The organism is Microbacterium jejuense, from assembly GCF_039544225.1.
Classification (GTDB): Bacteria; Actinomycetota; Actinomycetes; order Actinomycetales; family Microbacteriaceae; genus Microbacterium; species Microbacterium jejuense.
In genome coordinates, this window is record NZ_BAABLG010000005.1 from 555859 (window position 1) to 571698 (window position 15840).

The 15840-nt window shown below is 71.2% G+C and carries 13 protein-coding genes; 12 read left to right on the top strand and 1 reads right to left on the bottom strand.

Features of this window, described 5'->3' with window-relative positions; all coding sequences use genetic code 11:
- Positions 1–24: 24 nt before the first annotated feature.
- The 5 genes from ABEA46_RS12190 to ABEA46_RS12210 are packed head-to-tail and all read left to right on the top strand — an operon-like array spanning position 25 to position 5474.
- Positions 25–873, top strand: a complete 849-nt coding sequence (locus ABEA46_RS12190; RefSeq protein ID WP_345544812.1) for a sugar phosphate isomerase/epimerase family protein — start codon at positions 25–27, stop codon at positions 871–873.
- A complete protein-coding gene (locus ABEA46_RS12195; protein WP_345544813.1) occupies positions 870–2051 on the top strand; it encodes a Gfo/Idh/MocA family protein in 1182 nt (393 codons plus the stop codon). The genes ABEA46_RS12190 and ABEA46_RS12195 overlap by 4 nt, the downstream gene beginning before the upstream one ends.
- Entirely contained in the window at positions 2048–3349 is a 1302-nt protein-coding gene (locus ABEA46_RS12200) for a mannitol dehydrogenase family protein (protein WP_345544814.1), read from the top strand. Before ABEA46_RS12195 ends, ABEA46_RS12200 begins: the two co-directional genes overlap by 4 nt.
- Positions 3346–4584 carry a D-mannonate dehydratase ManD gene (manD, locus tag ABEA46_RS12205; RefSeq protein ID WP_345544815.1) on the top strand — a complete coding sequence of 413 codons (1239 nt, stop codon included), beginning with the start codon at positions 3346–3348 and terminating at the stop codon, positions 4582–4584. Before ABEA46_RS12200 ends, manD begins: the two co-directional genes overlap by 4 nt.
- Before the next feature lie 32 nt (positions 4585–4616).
- Positions 4617–5474, top strand: coding sequence for a sugar phosphate isomerase/epimerase family protein (locus ABEA46_RS12210; RefSeq protein WP_345544816.1), 858 nt, complete (start codon positions 4617–4619; stop codon positions 5472–5474).
- A gap of 55 nt (positions 5475–5529) precedes the next feature.
- Here ABEA46_RS12210 and helR read toward each other — a convergent pair whose 3' ends face one another.
- On the bottom strand, positions 5530–7680 hold the full coding sequence (gene helR, locus ABEA46_RS12215; protein ID WP_345544817.1) for an RNA polymerase recycling motor ATPase HelR: 2151 nt from the start codon (positions 7678–7680) through the stop codon (positions 5530–5532).
- A gap of 304 nt (positions 7681–7984) precedes the next feature.
- Here helR and ABEA46_RS12220 point away from each other — a divergent pair, with 304 nt between their 5' ends.
- From ABEA46_RS12220 to ABEA46_RS12250, 7 genes are all read left to right on the top strand, one after another.
- The gene (locus ABEA46_RS12220; protein WP_345544818.1) at positions 7985–9727 is read left to right on the top strand and encodes a dihydroxyacetone kinase family protein; all 1743 of its coding nucleotides are present in this window, start codon (positions 7985–7987) and stop codon (positions 9725–9727) included.
- A complete protein-coding gene (locus ABEA46_RS12225; RefSeq protein WP_345544819.1) occupies positions 9717–10184 on the top strand; it encodes a ribose-5-phosphate isomerase in 468 nt (155 codons plus the stop codon). The genes ABEA46_RS12220 and ABEA46_RS12225 overlap by 11 nt, the downstream gene beginning before the upstream one ends.
- Before the next feature lie 42 nt (positions 10185–10226).
- Positions 10227–10961 (top strand): GntR family transcriptional regulator, encoded by a 735-nt coding sequence (locus ABEA46_RS12230; RefSeq protein ID WP_345544820.1) that lies wholly within the window; start codon positions 10227–10229, stop codon positions 10959–10961.
- Between the two features lie 120 nt (positions 10962–11081).
- On the top strand, positions 11082–12014 hold the full coding sequence (locus tag ABEA46_RS12235; RefSeq protein ID WP_345544821.1) for a sugar phosphate isomerase/epimerase family protein: 933 nt from the start codon (positions 11082–11084) through the stop codon (positions 12012–12014).
- Between the two features lie 51 nt (positions 12015–12065).
- Positions 12066–13046, top strand: coding sequence for a 4-hydroxythreonine-4-phosphate dehydrogenase PdxA (locus tag ABEA46_RS12240; RefSeq protein ID WP_345544822.1), 981 nt, complete (start codon positions 12066–12068; stop codon positions 13044–13046).
- Positions 13047–13101: 55 nt separating this feature from the next.
- Positions 13102–14412: an MFS transporter gene (locus ABEA46_RS12245; RefSeq protein ID WP_345544823.1), complete on the top strand. Its 1311-nt coding sequence runs from the start codon at positions 13102–13104 to the stop codon at positions 14410–14412.
- Positions 14409–15335 carry an amidohydrolase family protein gene (locus ABEA46_RS12250; protein ID WP_345544824.1) on the top strand — a complete coding sequence of 309 codons (927 nt, stop codon included), beginning with the start codon at positions 14409–14411 and terminating at the stop codon, positions 15333–15335. Before ABEA46_RS12245 ends, ABEA46_RS12250 begins: the two co-directional genes overlap by 4 nt.
- Positions 15336–15840: the final 505 nt, after the last annotated feature.

Genomic DNA, 15840 nt, shown 5'->3' on the forward strand with positions numbered 1-15840 from the left:
CACGCTCCCCGAACGAGAAACGCGATGACGAACGACACGAGCACGACCTGGCAGCTGTCCGGCTTCGGCGACGAGATCGACCCCGACCCGCGCGTGCAGTGCGCGGTGCTGTCGGCGCTGGGCGCCCGGCACATCGAGGTCCGCTCGGCGGGGGGCACCAACATCGTCGATCTCGACGACGAGGGGCTCGACGCCCTCGGCGCCACGATCCGCGACGCCGGCATGGGCGTCTCGGCGATCGCGTCGCCGATCGGCAAGAGCGAGCTCAGCGAGCCCGTCGAGTTCGAGCTCGGTCGCCTCGACCGCGCGCTGCGCGCCGCGGACGTGCTCGGATCGCGCTACATCCGGCTGTTCTCGTTCTGGTGTCATGAACCGGATGCCGCGGCCCGCGGCCGCGACGAGATCCTCGACCGCATGGGCGCGTGGGCCGCGCGCGCCGCGCAGGCCGGCGTCACTCTCGTGCACGAGAACGAGAAGCACATCTACGGGGACGTGCCCGAGCGCGTGCTCGACATCGTGCAGACGGTCGACTCCCCGGCGCTGCGCCTCGCGTGGGACAACGCCAACTACGTGCAGGTCGGCGTGCGCCCCGTCACCGACGGCTGGGCGCAGCTCGCGCCGTACGTCGACTACCTGCAGGTCAAGGACGCGCGCCTGGCCGACGGCGAGGTCGTGCCCGCCGGCGAAGGCGATGGCGAACTGCGCGAGACGATCGCGAATCTGCGGGATGCCGGCTTCGCGGGCTTCGCGTCGCTCGAACCGCACCTCACCGACTTCACCGCCACCGGCGGCTTCTCGGGCGCCGCGGCCTTCGGCCGCGCGGCCCGGGCCTTCCGTTCCCTCACCGACGACGCAGGAGTGACCCTCGCATGACCGCCACCACATCCGCCCACCCGCTCGCAACCGGCCCTCTGGCCACCGTGATCGTGGGCTGCGGCGTCATCGGCCGTACCCATGTGGAGTCGGTGCTCTCGTTCGACGAGCTCGAGCTCGCCGCCCTCATCGACCCGGTGCGCGAGCGCGCCGACGCCCTCGCCGACGAGGTCGAGCGCACCGGTGGCGCGCGTCCGCTGGTCTTCGCATCGATCGAGGACCTGGTGGCGGCATCCGTCCCGGTCCAGCTCGTGGTCATCGGCACGCCGAGCGGTCTGCACGTCGACCAGGGCGTCGCGGCGCTCGAGGCCGGCGCCCACGTCATCATCGAGAAGCCCCTCGACGTCGACCTGGTGCGTGCGCGCCGCCTCGCAGAGGCGGCCCGCGCCCACGCCGGACAGGTCTGCACCATCATCAGCCAGCACCGGTTCGATCCGGCAAGCCGGATCGTCCACGAAGCGATCGAGGCCGGTCGCTTCGGACGGCTGACCTCTGCGGTCGCGACAGTGCCGTGGTGGCGCTCACAGGGCTACTACGATTCCGGCGACTGGCGCGGCACGTGGGCGCTCGACGGCGGCGGTGCGCTCATGAACCAGGGCGTGCACACGCTGGACCTGCTGCTGTGGTTCCTCGGTCGCCCGGTCTCGGTGAGCGCCGAGTTCGCGCTGCTCGCCCACGAGGGCGTCGAGGTCGAAGACACCGTGGTCGCGACGATCACATTCGCCTCGGGCGCGCTGGCCGTGCTGCACGCGACCACCGCAGGCTACCCCGGACTCGCCGTGCGCCTGCAGGTGCAGGGCTCGACCGGGTCGGCCGTGATCGACTCCGACGAGCTGCAGTACATCCACATCGCCGACAGCGCCGCGGGCAACGACATGGGGCTGCAGGGCGGCGGCAACCAGCGGGACGCGTATGACATGGAGCCCGCCGACGGCGAGATCCCGGTGGATGCGACCCAGTCGGCGACCGGCCACGAGCGCCAGTACCGCGACCTGCTCGACGCCGTGGCCGACGGCCGCGACCCGATCGTGACGGTCGACGAGGCGCTCTTCACGCTCGCGACGGTCCGGGCCGTGTACGCCTCGGCGACCATCGGTCAGAAGGTGCTGATCGACGACGTGCTCGCCGGCGCCTACGACGACGTCGAGCTGATCGTCCCGGCACCGCAGCTCGTATGACAGCATCGCCGGCGCGGATCGCCCATATCGGACTGGGCGCCTTCCACCGCTCGCACCAGGCCTGGTACACCGAACTGGTGAACCGCGCGAGCGATGAGGAGCCATGGCGCATCGCCGCGTTCACGGTGCGTTCGCCGCACGCCGCGGAGGTGCTCGCCGGGCAGGACTGCCGGTATCCGCTGGTGCTGCTCGGACGCGACACCGAGCACGTCGACTGGATCGACGCGATCGCCGAGGCGCACGACGGTGCCGATGCCGCGCGCTGGCGCGAGGCTGCGGCATCCGTCGCCCTCATCACGGTCACGATCACCGAGGCCGGCTACCGGATGAGCGAGGCGGATGCCGCGGCCACCCGTGCCGCCCTGCGCGCGGGTGCGCTGCCGAGCACCGTCGCCGGGCGCCTCGTCGACGGGCTGCGCGCGCGCCGCGCCGCGGGCGGCGGTCCGATCGCGGTCGTCAGCTGCGACAACCTGCGCGACAACGGGGGAGTCCTCGCGCGCGCCGTGCGGGGGCTCGCGCGCGAGGTCGATCCCGACCTCGCCGCGTGGATCGAGCACGACGTCTCATTCGTGTCGACCGCCGTCGACCGCATCACTCCGGCACCCGATCGGGCGATGCTGCCGGCCGAGCTGCGAGAAGACCCGACAGCGCTGGTCGCCGAGGAGTACGCCTCGTGGATCCTCGCGGGGGAGTTCCCCGCCGGCCGTCCGGCGTGGGAGCTCGCCGGCGCCGAGTTCGTCGACGACATCGTGCCGTACGAGCTGCGCAAGCTGTGGCTGCTCAATGCCGGGCACACACTGCTGGCCTCGCTGGGTCTGCTGCGCGGCCACACGAGCGTCGCCGAGGCGATGACCGACCCGGTGTGCCGTGCGGCGCTCGACGCGCTGTGGGCCGACGCGGCCGACGTGCTGCTGTTCGCGCCCGACGAGATCGCCCGCGTGTGCGCGGCGATCGCCGAGCGGTTCGAGAACCCCCGCATCCGCCACGAGCTGCGCCAGATCGCCCGCGACAGCGAGCTGAAGCTGCGCGAACGGGTCGTGCCGGTCATCGCCGACCGCCTGCGGCGCGACCTCGCCCCCGGCGACGGCGAGCTCACCGCCCTCGCCGCGTGGGCCGCCGCCGTCCGCGCCGGCGTGCTCGACGGTCCCGGGCTCGGTGCCCCCGGCGCCGACCCCGAGGCCGCCGCCGCGGCCGTATTGCAGACCCTGGCACCCGAGCTCGCCGCCTCGCCGCACGGCGCCGAGGTGACGGCATCCACTGCTCTTCTCATCCGCACTCTCGAAGGGAACGCATCGTGATCATCGACAAGGCCGAGGTGATCGTCACCAGCCCCGACCGCAACTTCGTCACCCTCAAGCTCACGACAGACGACGGACTCACCGGGCTGGGCGACGCGACGCTGAACGGCCGCGAGCTCGCCGTCGTCGCCTACCTCACCGAGCACGTCGTGCCGCTGCTGCTCGGCCGCGACGCGCATCGCATCGAGGACACGTGGCAGTTCCTGTACCGGTCGGCGTACTGGCGGCGCGGTCCCGTCACCATGGCTGCGATCGCCGCCGTCGACATGGCGCTGTGGGACATCAAGGGCAAGGCGGCCGGCATGCCGGTCTACCAGCTGCTCGGCGGCGCCTCGCGCACGGGGCTGCTCGCCTACGGGCACGCCTCGGGCACCGACCTGCCGTCGCTGTTCGACTCGGTGCGCGACCACCTCGAGCAGGGGTACAAGGCGATCCGCATCCAGACCGCGGTGCCCGGGCTCAAGGCCATCTACGGCATCGCCGCGCAGTCCTCGTTCACCGGCGGCGGCGATGCCCGCTACGACCACGAGCCGGCGCGCCGCGGCGCGAAGCCGGTGGAGGAGGACTGGGACACCCGGCCCTACCTCCGCCACCTGCCGACCGTGTTCGAGGCGGTGCGCAACGAGTTCGGCCCCGAGATCCCGCTGCTGCACGACGGCCACCACCGCATGACCCCCATCCAGGCCGCCAGGCTCGGCAAGGCGCTGGAGCCGTACGACCTGTTCTGGCTCGAGGACTGCACGCCGGCCGAGAACCAGGAGGCGCTGCGGCTCGTGCGCCAGCACACCACGACGCCGCTCGCGATCGGCGAGATCTTCAACACGGTGTGGGACTTCAAGGACATCATCCGCGACCAGCTCATCGACTACGTCCGCGGCGCCGTCACCCACATGGGCGGCATCACCGCGCTGAAGAAGACGCTCGACTACGCGGCGCTGTACCAGATCAAGTCGGGCATGCACGGGCCGACCGACATCTCGCCGGTCGGCATGGCGGCCGCGATGCACCTGGGACTCGCGATCCACAACTTCGGCATCCAGGAGTACATGAAGCACGGCGTGCGCACCGACCAGGTGTTCCAGCAGTCCTTCACGTGGCAGGACGGCCTGCTGCACCCCGGTGACAACCCCGGGCTCGGCGTCGAGCTCGATCTCGACGAGGCGGGCAAGTATCCGTACGAGCAGGCCTACCTGCCGTACAACCGCCTGGCCGACGGCACAGTCCACGACTGGTGACCCGCCGCCCGGCGGGAGAGGAGAAGACGAACATGGCACGCATCGGTGTGCAGGCGATGATGCTCCGCGGCGCGATCGGCGAGCTCGGCGCCTACGAGGCGATCCGCCGCACCGTCGACGTCGGCTACCGCGTCGCCGAGCTGTCGGCCACACGGCTCACGCCCGAGGTGCTCGCCGACCTGCGGCGCGCGCAGGACGACTTCGGCTTCGAGGTGTGCTCGACGTCGGCGGGAGTCGGACCCGCGGGTTCGGCGAACCCGTCGCTGGAGACCGAGTTCGACAAGGTGGTGTCCGACACCCACGCGCTGGGCGCCGACATGGTGCGCATCGGGATGCTGCCGATCCCGATGCTGCGGTCGCTCGACACCGTGCTCGAGTTCTGCCGGATCGCGGATGCCGCAGCCGTGCGACTGGCTGACGAGGGCATCGCGCTGTATTACCACAACCACCATGTCGAGTTCGCGAAGAGCGACGGCCGCTACCTGCTCGACATCATCACGGATGCCTCGCCCCACGTCGGCATCGAGCTCGATGCGCACTGGATCCAGCGCGGCGGCCTCGACCCGGTGCGCGTCATCGACCAGTACGCCGGACGCGTGAAGCTCGTGCACCTCAAGGACTACCGGATCGGCTGGCCGACCGCCGAGACGGTCGACGCCCTGGAACGCGGCGACCACGCCGCGTTCCAGGAGGGCTGGAAGGGTCTCGTGCAGTTCGCCGAGGTCGGCGAGGGCAACCTCGACTGGCCGTCGATCATCGCCCACAGCATCGCCGCGGGCGCCGAGTATCTGCTCGTCGAGCAGGACGAGCTGTACGGCCGCACCGTGTGGGAGTCGCTCGCGATCTCGCGCCGCAACCTCGTCGATCTCGGGCACGCGGCCCTGTTCTGACCAAGGCGCCTGCGAGGGTGAGTGGATGCCGCCGGCCGAGGCCGGCGGCATCCGTTCACCCCTCGAGGATCACCAGACGCTGGGTCGCACGCGTCATCGCGACGTAGCGGTCGACCGCTCCCTCGATGCCCTCGCGGTCCGCGCCGCCGAAGGCGGCGGGCTCGACGAGCGCCACGAGATCGAACTCCAGCCCCTTCGCGAGCTCGGGCGTCAGCGACCGCACCCGCTCGCGCGCGACGAACGTCGGATCGCCGATGACGCACGCGATGCCGTCGGGATGGGCCTGGATCCACTCGTCGACGATCGCGTCGCGCGCCGACGTCGTCGTGCGGAGCACGGGCACACCGCTGGAGCGGATCGAGGTCGGCACGTTCGCGTCGGGGATCGCGGCGCGGATGACCGGCTCGGCTTCGGCCATCACCTCGCTCGGCGTGCGGTAGTTGACCGTCAGCGAAGCGATCGACACGTGCGTCAGGCCGGCGCGTTCCAGCCTGTCCTGCCAGGACTCGCGGAAGCCGTGGCGCGCCTGTGCGCGGTCGCCGACCACCGTGAAGCTGCGCGAGGGGCAACGCGAGAGCAGCATCCGCCACTCGGCGTCGGTGAGCTCCTGCGCCTCGTCGACGACGATGTGCGCGAACGGCCCGGCGAGCAGATCCGGATCGACCGCATCGAGCACCGACTCGTCGACCAGGCTGTTGCGCAGGTCGTCGCCGTCGAGCCAGGTCATCATCTCGTCGCCCGCCTCCTTGAAGCGCTCCACGACCTGCGCCATGTACTCGCGCTCCTCGGTCAGCCTGGCCTCGCGTTCGCGTCGGCGCCGCGAGGCGCCCGGGTCGCCGAGTCGCCGGCGAGCGGCGTCGAGCAGCGGCAGGTCCGCGACCGTCCACGCTGCGGCATCCCCTCGCTGCAGCAGCTCGACCTCGACGGGTGTGAGCCACGGCGCGCAGCGGCGCAGGTAGGCGGGCACGCTCCAGAGGTCCGAGACGAGGACGGATGCCTCGACCAGCGGCCACGCGCGGCCGAACATCCGCGTGAGAGCCTCGTTGCGCGCGAGCGCTCGCCGCAGCTGATGCAGCGGCACCTCTTCGGGGTCGACCTGGTCGACGAGGATGTCGAGCACCGTCTCCCACACCTGGTCGCGCGCCTCGTTGTGCGGCAGACCCGACTCGGCGGACGAGAACGCCTCCGCCCAGTCCTGCGGCGCGAGCGACACCTCGCCCCACTGCGTGCCGATCACGATGCCCTGGGCGGGCGGCTCCTCGTACAGCGCCACCGCCGGCTCGATGGCGTCGACCATGCGGGCGTCGGCCTTGAGCCGGGCGATGCGGGGGTCCTCTTCGGGGTGGGCTGTCGTCCCCTCGGCGACCAGGTCGCGCACCGTGCAGGTCTGCACGCTCTCTTCGCCGAGCGAGGGCAGCACGTCCTCGACGTACGACAGGTAGGCCGGGCTCGGGCCCACGAACAGCACGCCGCCGTGGCCCTGGCCCAGGAGCGGGTCGGAGTACACGAGGTACGCGGCGCGGTGCAGCGCCACGACGGTCTTGCCCGTGCCGGGTCCGCCGTCGACCACGAGCGCGCCGCGGGATCCGGCACGGATGATGGCGTCCTGATCGGCCTGGATCGTGCCCAGGACGTCGCGCATGCGCGGCGAGCGGCTCGCGCCGAGGCTCGCGATGAACGCGGACTGGTCGTCCAGCGCCGCCGTGCGGTCGAGCCCGTCGGCGGTGAACACCTCATCCCAGTAGTCGGTGACGCGGCCGCCGGTCCAGCGGTAGCGGCGACGGCTCACCAGCCCGTGCGGGCTCGCGAAGCTCGCGGCGAAGAACGGCTCGGCCGCCGGGGTCCGCCAGTCGACGAGCAGGCGCCGGCCGCCGGCATCCCGCAGTCCGAACCGGCCGATGTAGACCGGGTCGGAGCCGTCGTCGGGCACCATGCGGCCCAGGCACGCGTCGAGGGTGAACCGGCGCAGCATGCGCAGGCGCGCGGTGGCCTGGTGGATCTCCAGGTCGCGTTCGAGGGCCGGCTGGCCGTGGCCGGCCGGACGCAGGCGCAGCTCTTCCAGCCGCGCATCCAGGCCCGCCGTCTGACGGGAGAGCGTGTCGGCGATCGCGGCGAACTGCCGCTCGTCGCGATCGATCAGGGCGGGGTCGGACTTCGCCGAAAGACGTTCGGGCAGGTGGAAAGCGCTGGCAAGAGGGGGATTCACGGCATCGACTCCAGGCGGGGATCGGGCGGCGTACGCGTCGCGACCGACAAGTATGCGCCCGGAGGGGGCCCTTGCCGCAAGGCCCCCCTCCACGGGTATCCTGGAAGTGCAGGCGGGGGCCTGCTCGACGAGCGGATGCCGCGCGATGCGCGCCCGCTCGTCCTCTGTTTCCGGGGCGTTGCCGGCGCCGGCTCGGGGGACGTGGATGCCGGCGGCCCGGCGTCCTGCTGCGCTCTCGTCCGCGCGCGTCGCCGTAGGTATCCAATTTCCTATAGGATCGTGGAAACGAACCGAAGGGCGAGCGATGACGCGGCTGTTCAACGATCCAGACGATTTCGCCGATGAGGCGGCGCGGGGCTTCGTCTCGGCGTCCCGCCGATGGGTCAATCCCGTGCCGGGCGGCGTCGTCCGCTCCTCGCGCGGCGAGGCTCCCACCGTCGCGGTGGTGATCGGCGGCGGGAGCGGCCATTACCCCGCGTTCGCGGGACTGGTGGGTCCGGGACTGGCGCACGGCGCGGCGATGGGCAACCTGTTCGCCTCGCCGTCGGCCCAGCAGGTGCACTCCGTCGCCGTCGCGGCGGACGAGGGCCGGGGGGTCCTGCTGAGCTACGGCAACTATGCGGGCGACGTGCTCAACTTCACGCGAGCGCAGGAGCGGCTGCGCGAGGCCGGCGTCGACTGCCGCACCGTCCTGGTCACCGACGACGTCTCCAGCGCTCCGGCCGCGCGAGCCCACGAGCGGCGGGGCATCGCCGGCGATCTCGTCGTGTTCAAGATCGCGGGGGCGGCCGCCGAGGCGGGGTACGACCTCGACGGTGTCGAACGCGTCGCGATCCGGGCGAACGACCGGACGCGCACGCTCGGCGTCGCGTTCAGCGGGTGCACGCTTCCGGGGGCGACGGAGCCGCTGTTCACCGTTCCCGAGGGGCGGATGGCCGTCGGTCTCGGGATCCACGGCGAACCCGGCATCGACGAGACCGACATCCCGACGGCGGCGGGCCTGGCGCGGCTGTTCGTGGACACGCTGCTCGGCGAGGTGCCCGAGGGTGTCTCGGTCGAAGGCGCACGCGTGGTTCCCCTCCTCAACGGCCTGGGCAGCGTCAAGTACGAAGAGCTGTTCGTCGTGTTCGGCGAGGTCGATCGTCTGCTCCGCGAAGCGGGGGTCGAGGTCGTATCGCCCGAGGTCGGCGAGTTCTGCACGAGCTTCGACATGGCCGGGGCATCGCTCACGCTCGTGTGGCTCGACGACGAGCTCGACACCCTCTGGCACGCGCCGTGCGACACGGCGGCGTTCCGGCGCGGGGCGCTCGGCGCCCGCGTGGCCGTCGGCGACGCTCCCGCCGATGTGCCCGAGGCGGCGCAGGAGCCGCTCGCCCCGTCGAGCGAGGAGTCCCGGCGAGCCGCCGTCTCCGCCGCGGCGGTCTTCGCCGTGGTCGCCGAGACGCTCGATGCGCATGCCGACGAGCTCGGCCGCATGGACCGGATCGCGGGCGATGGAGACCACGGGATCGGGATGCAGCGGGGGAGCCGGGCGGCGGCCGCCGAGGCCGCGCGCTGCGCCGATGCCGGTGCGGGCGTGTCGTCCACGCTGCGCCGTGCGGGCGAGGCCTGGGCCGACACCGGCGGCGGAACCTCCGGCGTCATCTGGGGCGAGCTGCTCACGGCGCTCGCCGGCAGTCTTCCCGACGACGGCGTTCCCACCGCCGGCGACGCCGTGGACGGCGTCCAGGCCATGAAGCGCGCGGTGATGTCGTTCGGAAAGGCCCAGCCCGGCGACAAGACCATGATCGACGCGATCGTCCCGTTCGCCGATGCGCTCGGCTCGGACGACGCGCGCGACGACGACCTGCCGGGCGCGTGGGCGCGCGCGGCGGATGTCGCCACCGCTGCCGCCGAGGCGACGGCCGCGCTCACGGCCCGACTGGGCCGGGCGCGCTCGCACGGCGACAAGAGCATCGGCACGCCGGACCCGGGTGCCGTCTCGTTCGCCCTGGTCGTGAGGACCGTGGCGAGCGTTCTGAGAGGAGAGGACGGACATGACCGCTGACGGGATGCTCAGGGTGGTCGTCGGATCGGACGACGCCGGATACGAGTACAAGGAGCGGCTGAAGGCCGACCTTCTGGCAAGCCCGCTCGTGGCGGAGGTGTACGACGTCGGCGTGGATGCCGGCGGGCACACGAACTATCCGCGGATCGCCACGAGCGCCGCGGAGCGCGTCGCAGCCGGAGCCGCGGACCGTGCCGTGCTCGTGTGCGGCACCGGCCTCGGCGTGGCGATCGCCGCCAACAAGGTGCCGGGCATCCGTGCCGTCACCGCGCACGACTCGTTCAGCGTCGAGCGCTCGATCCTGTCGAACGACGCGCAGGTGCTGTGCCTCGGACAGCGGGTCGTCGGACTCGAGCTCGCCCGCCGTCTCGTCCGCGAATGGCTCACCTACCGGTTCGATCCGGCCAGCGCCTCGGCCGACAAAGTGCGCGAGATCTGCGCCTATGAAGGCGTATGAGGCCCGGGCAGGCAAGATGTCAGAGTGGACCAGGAGGATCGCATGCTGTCCAGTGCTGCCGATGAAGCCGATGTCCTCGGCGGACTGAACGCGACGTTCGAGCGTCGCGGGCTCCGCGACCACGTCTACGACAGCATCCTCCAGCTGCTGCTGAGCGGCGAGGTGCCGCCGGGGTCGCGGCTGTCCATCGACACGATCGCGCGCCGTCTGACAGTGTCGCCGACGCCCGTCCGTGAGGCGATGGTGCAGCTGGAGCGCACCGGGCTGGTCACCCGCGAGGCGCTCAAGGGGTATCGGGTCGCACCTCCTCTCAACACCTCGCAGCTGGCCGAGCTGTTCGAAGCGCGCCTGATGCTGGAGACGACGGCGGCCCGCCTCACCACGCCCGCACGCCCGCCGATGATCGACGAGCTTCGTGCGGCGGAGGACCAGCACCGCTCGATCGGCGAAGCGGTGATCGGCGCGATGGGCTCCGGGTCCGCGGATGTGGCGCTGACGGCGGCGTACTTCGCTGCGGATGCCGCCTTCCACCGGGTCGTGTTCCGCCACTGCCGGAACCACTACATCCAGGAGATGTCGGAGGGGCTCGGCGCGCAGCTGCACCGCATGCGTCAGTCGGTGCAGCACGGCGTGACCGATGTGCGCGAGGCGATCGCCGAGCACGACGCGATCGTCGCCGCGTATGAGAGCCAGGATGCCGCGGCGCCCGAGGCCGCGATGCGGCTGCACATCGAGGGAGTGCGGTCGCGCTCTCTCGACATCGCCGACCAGAGCTGACGGCCCGCACCGGAACGCGCCCGTGAGAGGGGGTGGCGGGAGAGTGCTTGACTGCATGCCTATTTCCTATAGGATCTTCAATATCGCCTCGAAAGGTGAACCACGTCAATGGAGTCGTCGATGACAGACACGTCCCCCGAACAGCCCGGGCCCATCGCCGTGTGCATGCACGGATTCGCTCCGCTGCTGCGCGACGGCACCGCCCTTCACGACGCACCGGCCGAGGTGTGGGACGCGATGTTCGCCCAGATCGCGCAGCTGGGGTTCACGGCGCTCGAGCTCGCCGACAGCCACATCCGCCCGGCCGACCTGGAGCCTTCGCGCCGCGCCGAACTGCGGGGGATCGCCGCCGCCCACGGCGTCGAGCTCGTCGCCGTGCACGTCCAGCGGCAGAGCGTCATCCAGCCCGGCCGCGGTGAGATCAACCTCGCGTACGCCCACCGCTCGATCGACGCCGCCGCCGATCTCGGGCTGAGGGTCTTCTCGACCGGCCTGCACCAGCCGTTCACCGAGGCGCAGCGCCGGGCGCTCTGGTTCTGGACCGCCCCGGGTCCGGTCGATCCCGACGACGCCGACACGCGCCGGCTGGCGGTGGACCGGCTGCGCGAGCTCGGCGAGCACGCGGCATCCGTCGGACTCCCGATGTCGCTGGAGATGTACGAGGACACCTACCTCGGCACCGCCGACAGCGCGGTGCGGCTGATCGAAGAGATCGGGCTGTCCAACGTCGGCCTCAACCCCGACATCGGCAACCTCGTGCGCCTGCACCGCCCGATCGAGGACTGGCGCGAGATGTACGAGAAGACCCTGCCGTACGCGAACTACTGGCACCTGAAGAACTACGCGCGCGACGAGGCCGGAGACGGCAGCTGGTTCACGTCGACGCCGACCTCGCTCGAACTCGGACTCATCGACTATCGGTCCGTCGTCCGCCGTGCTCTCGAACTCGGGTACCGCGGCCCCTTCCTCATGGAGCAGTACGGCGGCGACAGCCTCGGCGTCTGCGCCACCAATCGGCGCTATCTCGAGTCGTTGCTGCCCGCGTCGCGCTGACCGACCCCCATACCTCGCCGACGTCGCGTCGGCTCGCCCACCAGGAGAATCATGAACCGTCCCCGCATCGCCGTCACACTGGGAGACCCCGCAGGCATCGGTCCCGAACTGGTCGCCAAGGTGCTCTCGCGACCGGGCGTGCTCGACCGCGCCGAGGTGTACCTGCTCGCAGACCGCTCCGAGGTGGAGCAGGCATTCGTCGACGCCGGCCTGCCGATGCTGCCGGACGGCGACCCGGCTCCCGGTCGCGTCACGATCCTCGACGACGGGACGGCGCCGGCTACCCCCGTGCCCCGCGGCGAGGTCGGCACGGCCGCCGGCGCGCGGGCCATGCATCAGCTGACCCGCGCCATCGAGCTCGTCAAGCGCGGCGAGGCCGGCGCCATCATGTTCGCGCCCCTCAACAAGACGAGCCTGCACCTGGCGGGGATGCACGAAGAGGACGAGCTGCGCTGGTTCGCCAAGCAGCTGGAGTTCGACGGCACGACCTCCGAGCTCAACGTGCTCGGCGAACTGTGGACCGCGCGGGTCACCTCGCACGTGCCGATCTCGGCCGTCGCCGAGCGGGTCACCGCACCGAACGTCACCGCGGCGATCCGTCTGCTCCACGATGTGCTCCGTGACGCCGGATACACGCCGCGCCTGGGAGTGTGCGCCCTGAACCCGCACAACGGCGAGAACGGCAACTTCGGCCGCGAAGAGATCGACGAGATCCGTCCGGGCGTCGAGGCGGCCCGTGCCGAGGGCATCGACGTGCAGGGTCCGTTCCCGTCCGACACGATCTTCCTCGCCGCACGGCGAGGCGACTTCAACGGGATCGTCACGATGTACCACGACCAGGGCCAGATCGCGATGAAGCTCCTCGGCTTCAGCGGGGGCGTGACGATCCAGGGCGGGCTTCCCGTCGCGATCACCACGCCGGCCCACGGCACGGCGTTCGAGATCGTCGGCCAGGGAGTGGCCGATCCCACCTCCACCAACAACGCGTTCGACATCGCCGTGTCGGTCGCAGCCTCGCGCCTGCAGAACTGAAGCCTGCCGGGACTCAGGCGCCCGGCATCCACCCGAAAATGACAAAGGAGTCGCCATGACCGTGCCCTCCACGGTGAAACCCAGCCGTATCCGCTTCCAGATCTTCGGGGTCCTCTGGATCCTCGTGCTGCTGAACTTCATCGACCGCGCCGCGCTGTCGATCTCGATGCCGTTCATCAGCGAGGAGTTCCAGCTGACGCCCGAGCTCCAGGGATGGCTGCTCGGATCGTTCTTCTGGACCTACCTGCTGTTCCAGATCCCCGGCGGCTGGCTGCTCGACCGCTTCGGGCCGCGCAGGATCGTCGGCTGGGCCGGCGCGATCTGGGGCGGCGCGCAGCTGCTGGGCGGCCTCGCGATGAGCGGCATCTTCCTCACCGGCACCCGCCTGGCCCTCGGCGCCGCCGAGGCGCCGGTGTTCCCCGCCGGATCGAAGCTGAACTCGAAGTGGCTGCCGTCGAAGGAGCGGGCCCGTGGGGCGACCTTCATCGACGCCGCCGGCCCCTTCGGCTCCGCCGTGGGCGGCATCATCGTCACGGCGCTCATCGGGCTCACGGGCGGCTGGCGCTGGGCGTTCATCCTCACCGGCGCGATCACGATCGTCGTCGCGGTGCTCTACTACGTGTACCTCCGCGACACCCCGGAGGAGCACTCGAAGGTGAATCAGGGCGAGCTCGACCACATCCGCGGCGACGTCGACGTGGCCGACACCGCCATCGCGACCGGCACGCTTCCGAAGCTCTCGGACTATGCGCGCTCGACGAGCTTCTGGGGCCTGTGGCTCGGGCGCCTCGGGTGGGCGACGGTCTGGTGGGGCATCATCTCGTGGACGCCGTCGTACCTGTCGACGGCCATGGGCTTCGACCTCGCGGCCCTCGGCTGGGGCACGTTCGTCGTGTACGGCTCGGGCGTGGTCGGCCAGCTGGTCGCGGGCTGGGCGACCGACAAGTACCGCGCGCGCACCGACGACTACAACCGGGTCATGAAGACGATCCTCGCGATCTCGGGGGTCGGCATGATCGCGGCCATCCTCACCCTCCCGGTGATCAGCAACGGGTATGTCGCTCTGGTCGCATTGAGCCTGGCGGTGTTCTTCAACCAGTTCGGCGGCATCTACTGGGCCTTCCCGTCGTGGCTCGCGCCGAAGCCGCACGTCGGCACGGTCGGCGGTGTCATGAACGTCGCCTCCAGCGCCGGCGGCGGGCTCGCTCCGGTCGTCATGGGCTACGCGATCGCCGCCACGGGCGGTTCGTTCGCGGGATCGTTCCTGTTCCTCGCCGCGGCGGGCGCCCTGTACGTCGCCGGCTCGATGGTGATCAACTTCAACAAGCCGCTCGCCCGCGTCAGGGCGGTCGCGGTCGCCGCATGAGCACGCCGTACCGCGGGCCGATCGTCGACGCTCACCAGCACTTCTGGGAGCCGGGGCTGGGGCGTCAGCCCTGGCTCCGGCCGGAGGCCCGCATCCCGTTCCGATACGGCGACTACGAGGCGCTCAAGCGCAGCTACCTGCCGCCCGACCTTCTGGCGGACGCCGACGGATTCGACATCGTCGGCACCGTGACGATGGAGACGGAGTGGGAGCTCGACGATCCGGTCGGCGAGATGGAGTACACCGAGGGCGTTGCGGAGCGATTCGGGCTGCCGACCGCCTCGGTCGCCCATGCCGTGCTGCGCGAGCCCGGGGTCGAGGCGGTGCTCGAGCGGCTCGCGGCCCGCCCGCTGGTGCGCGGCGTGCGCAACAAGCCCGGGCAGGCGTCGTCGGGCGCCCTGGCGCACTCCCACCCGAGCCTGCTGAGCGACACCGACTGGCGCCGGGGCTACGCGCTGCTGCAGCGGTACGGCCTCGACTTCGAACTGCAGGTCGCCTGGTGGCACTTCGGCGAGGCGGCAGATCTGGTGGCGACGTTCCCCGAGACCCAGGTCATCGTCAACCATGCCGGACTGCCTGCGGACCGTTCGCCCGAGGGCATAGCCGGGTGGACGGCGGCGCTGCGCACCCTGGCCGCGCACGACAACGTCGCCATCAAGATCTCGGGCATCGGGCTGGCCGGGGTGCCCTGGACCGTCTCGAACAACCGGCGCATCGTCGAGACCGTCGCGGACGTGTTCGGCACGGAGCGGATCATGTTCGCCAGCAACTTCCCGGTCGACGGCCTCACCGGGACTTATCGCGACATCATGGGCGGCTACACCGAGATCGCGGGCTCCTGGTCGCCGGCCGAGCAGCGTGCCGCCTTCCTGACCAACGCCGTGCGGCTCTATCGCCTCCCGGAGGCGCTGCTGCAGTCGTGACCGTCGGCTGATGCACGAGCGGAGAGTGGATGCCGGGCGCCCGGCATCCACTCTCCACTGTCATGCGGGCCGTTCGCGCCCGCGACGGACGGTCAGGCGGTCCGGCTGCCGGCGGCCTGCGTGGTCTCGCGTGCCTACGCGGACCGGATGCCGTTCGCCTTCGACGGCGACAACGCCCGCGTGCACATCTCGTACACCCCGCCGCAACAGGGCCAGCAGCCGGGCAGGGGCCTGCCCCGGGCGTGTCTCGCGAGACACGCCCGGGATGTCGCGCCGATTCGACGCACCCGCCGGATCCGCGTAATGTTCTTGTTGTTCGCCCCAAAGGGTAGAGCGAAGGGCCGGAAGGTCCTGCTCCCCTCAAGTTGCGAACGATCTCACCTCCTCGAAGCTCGACTGCGATGCAGTCCGCGTCTCGGGGTCGTGTAAGATAGAGAAGTTGCCCTGGGGAGATGGCCGTGAGGCTGGAACCCGGGTGCGTCCGATCTTTGAGAACTCAACAGCG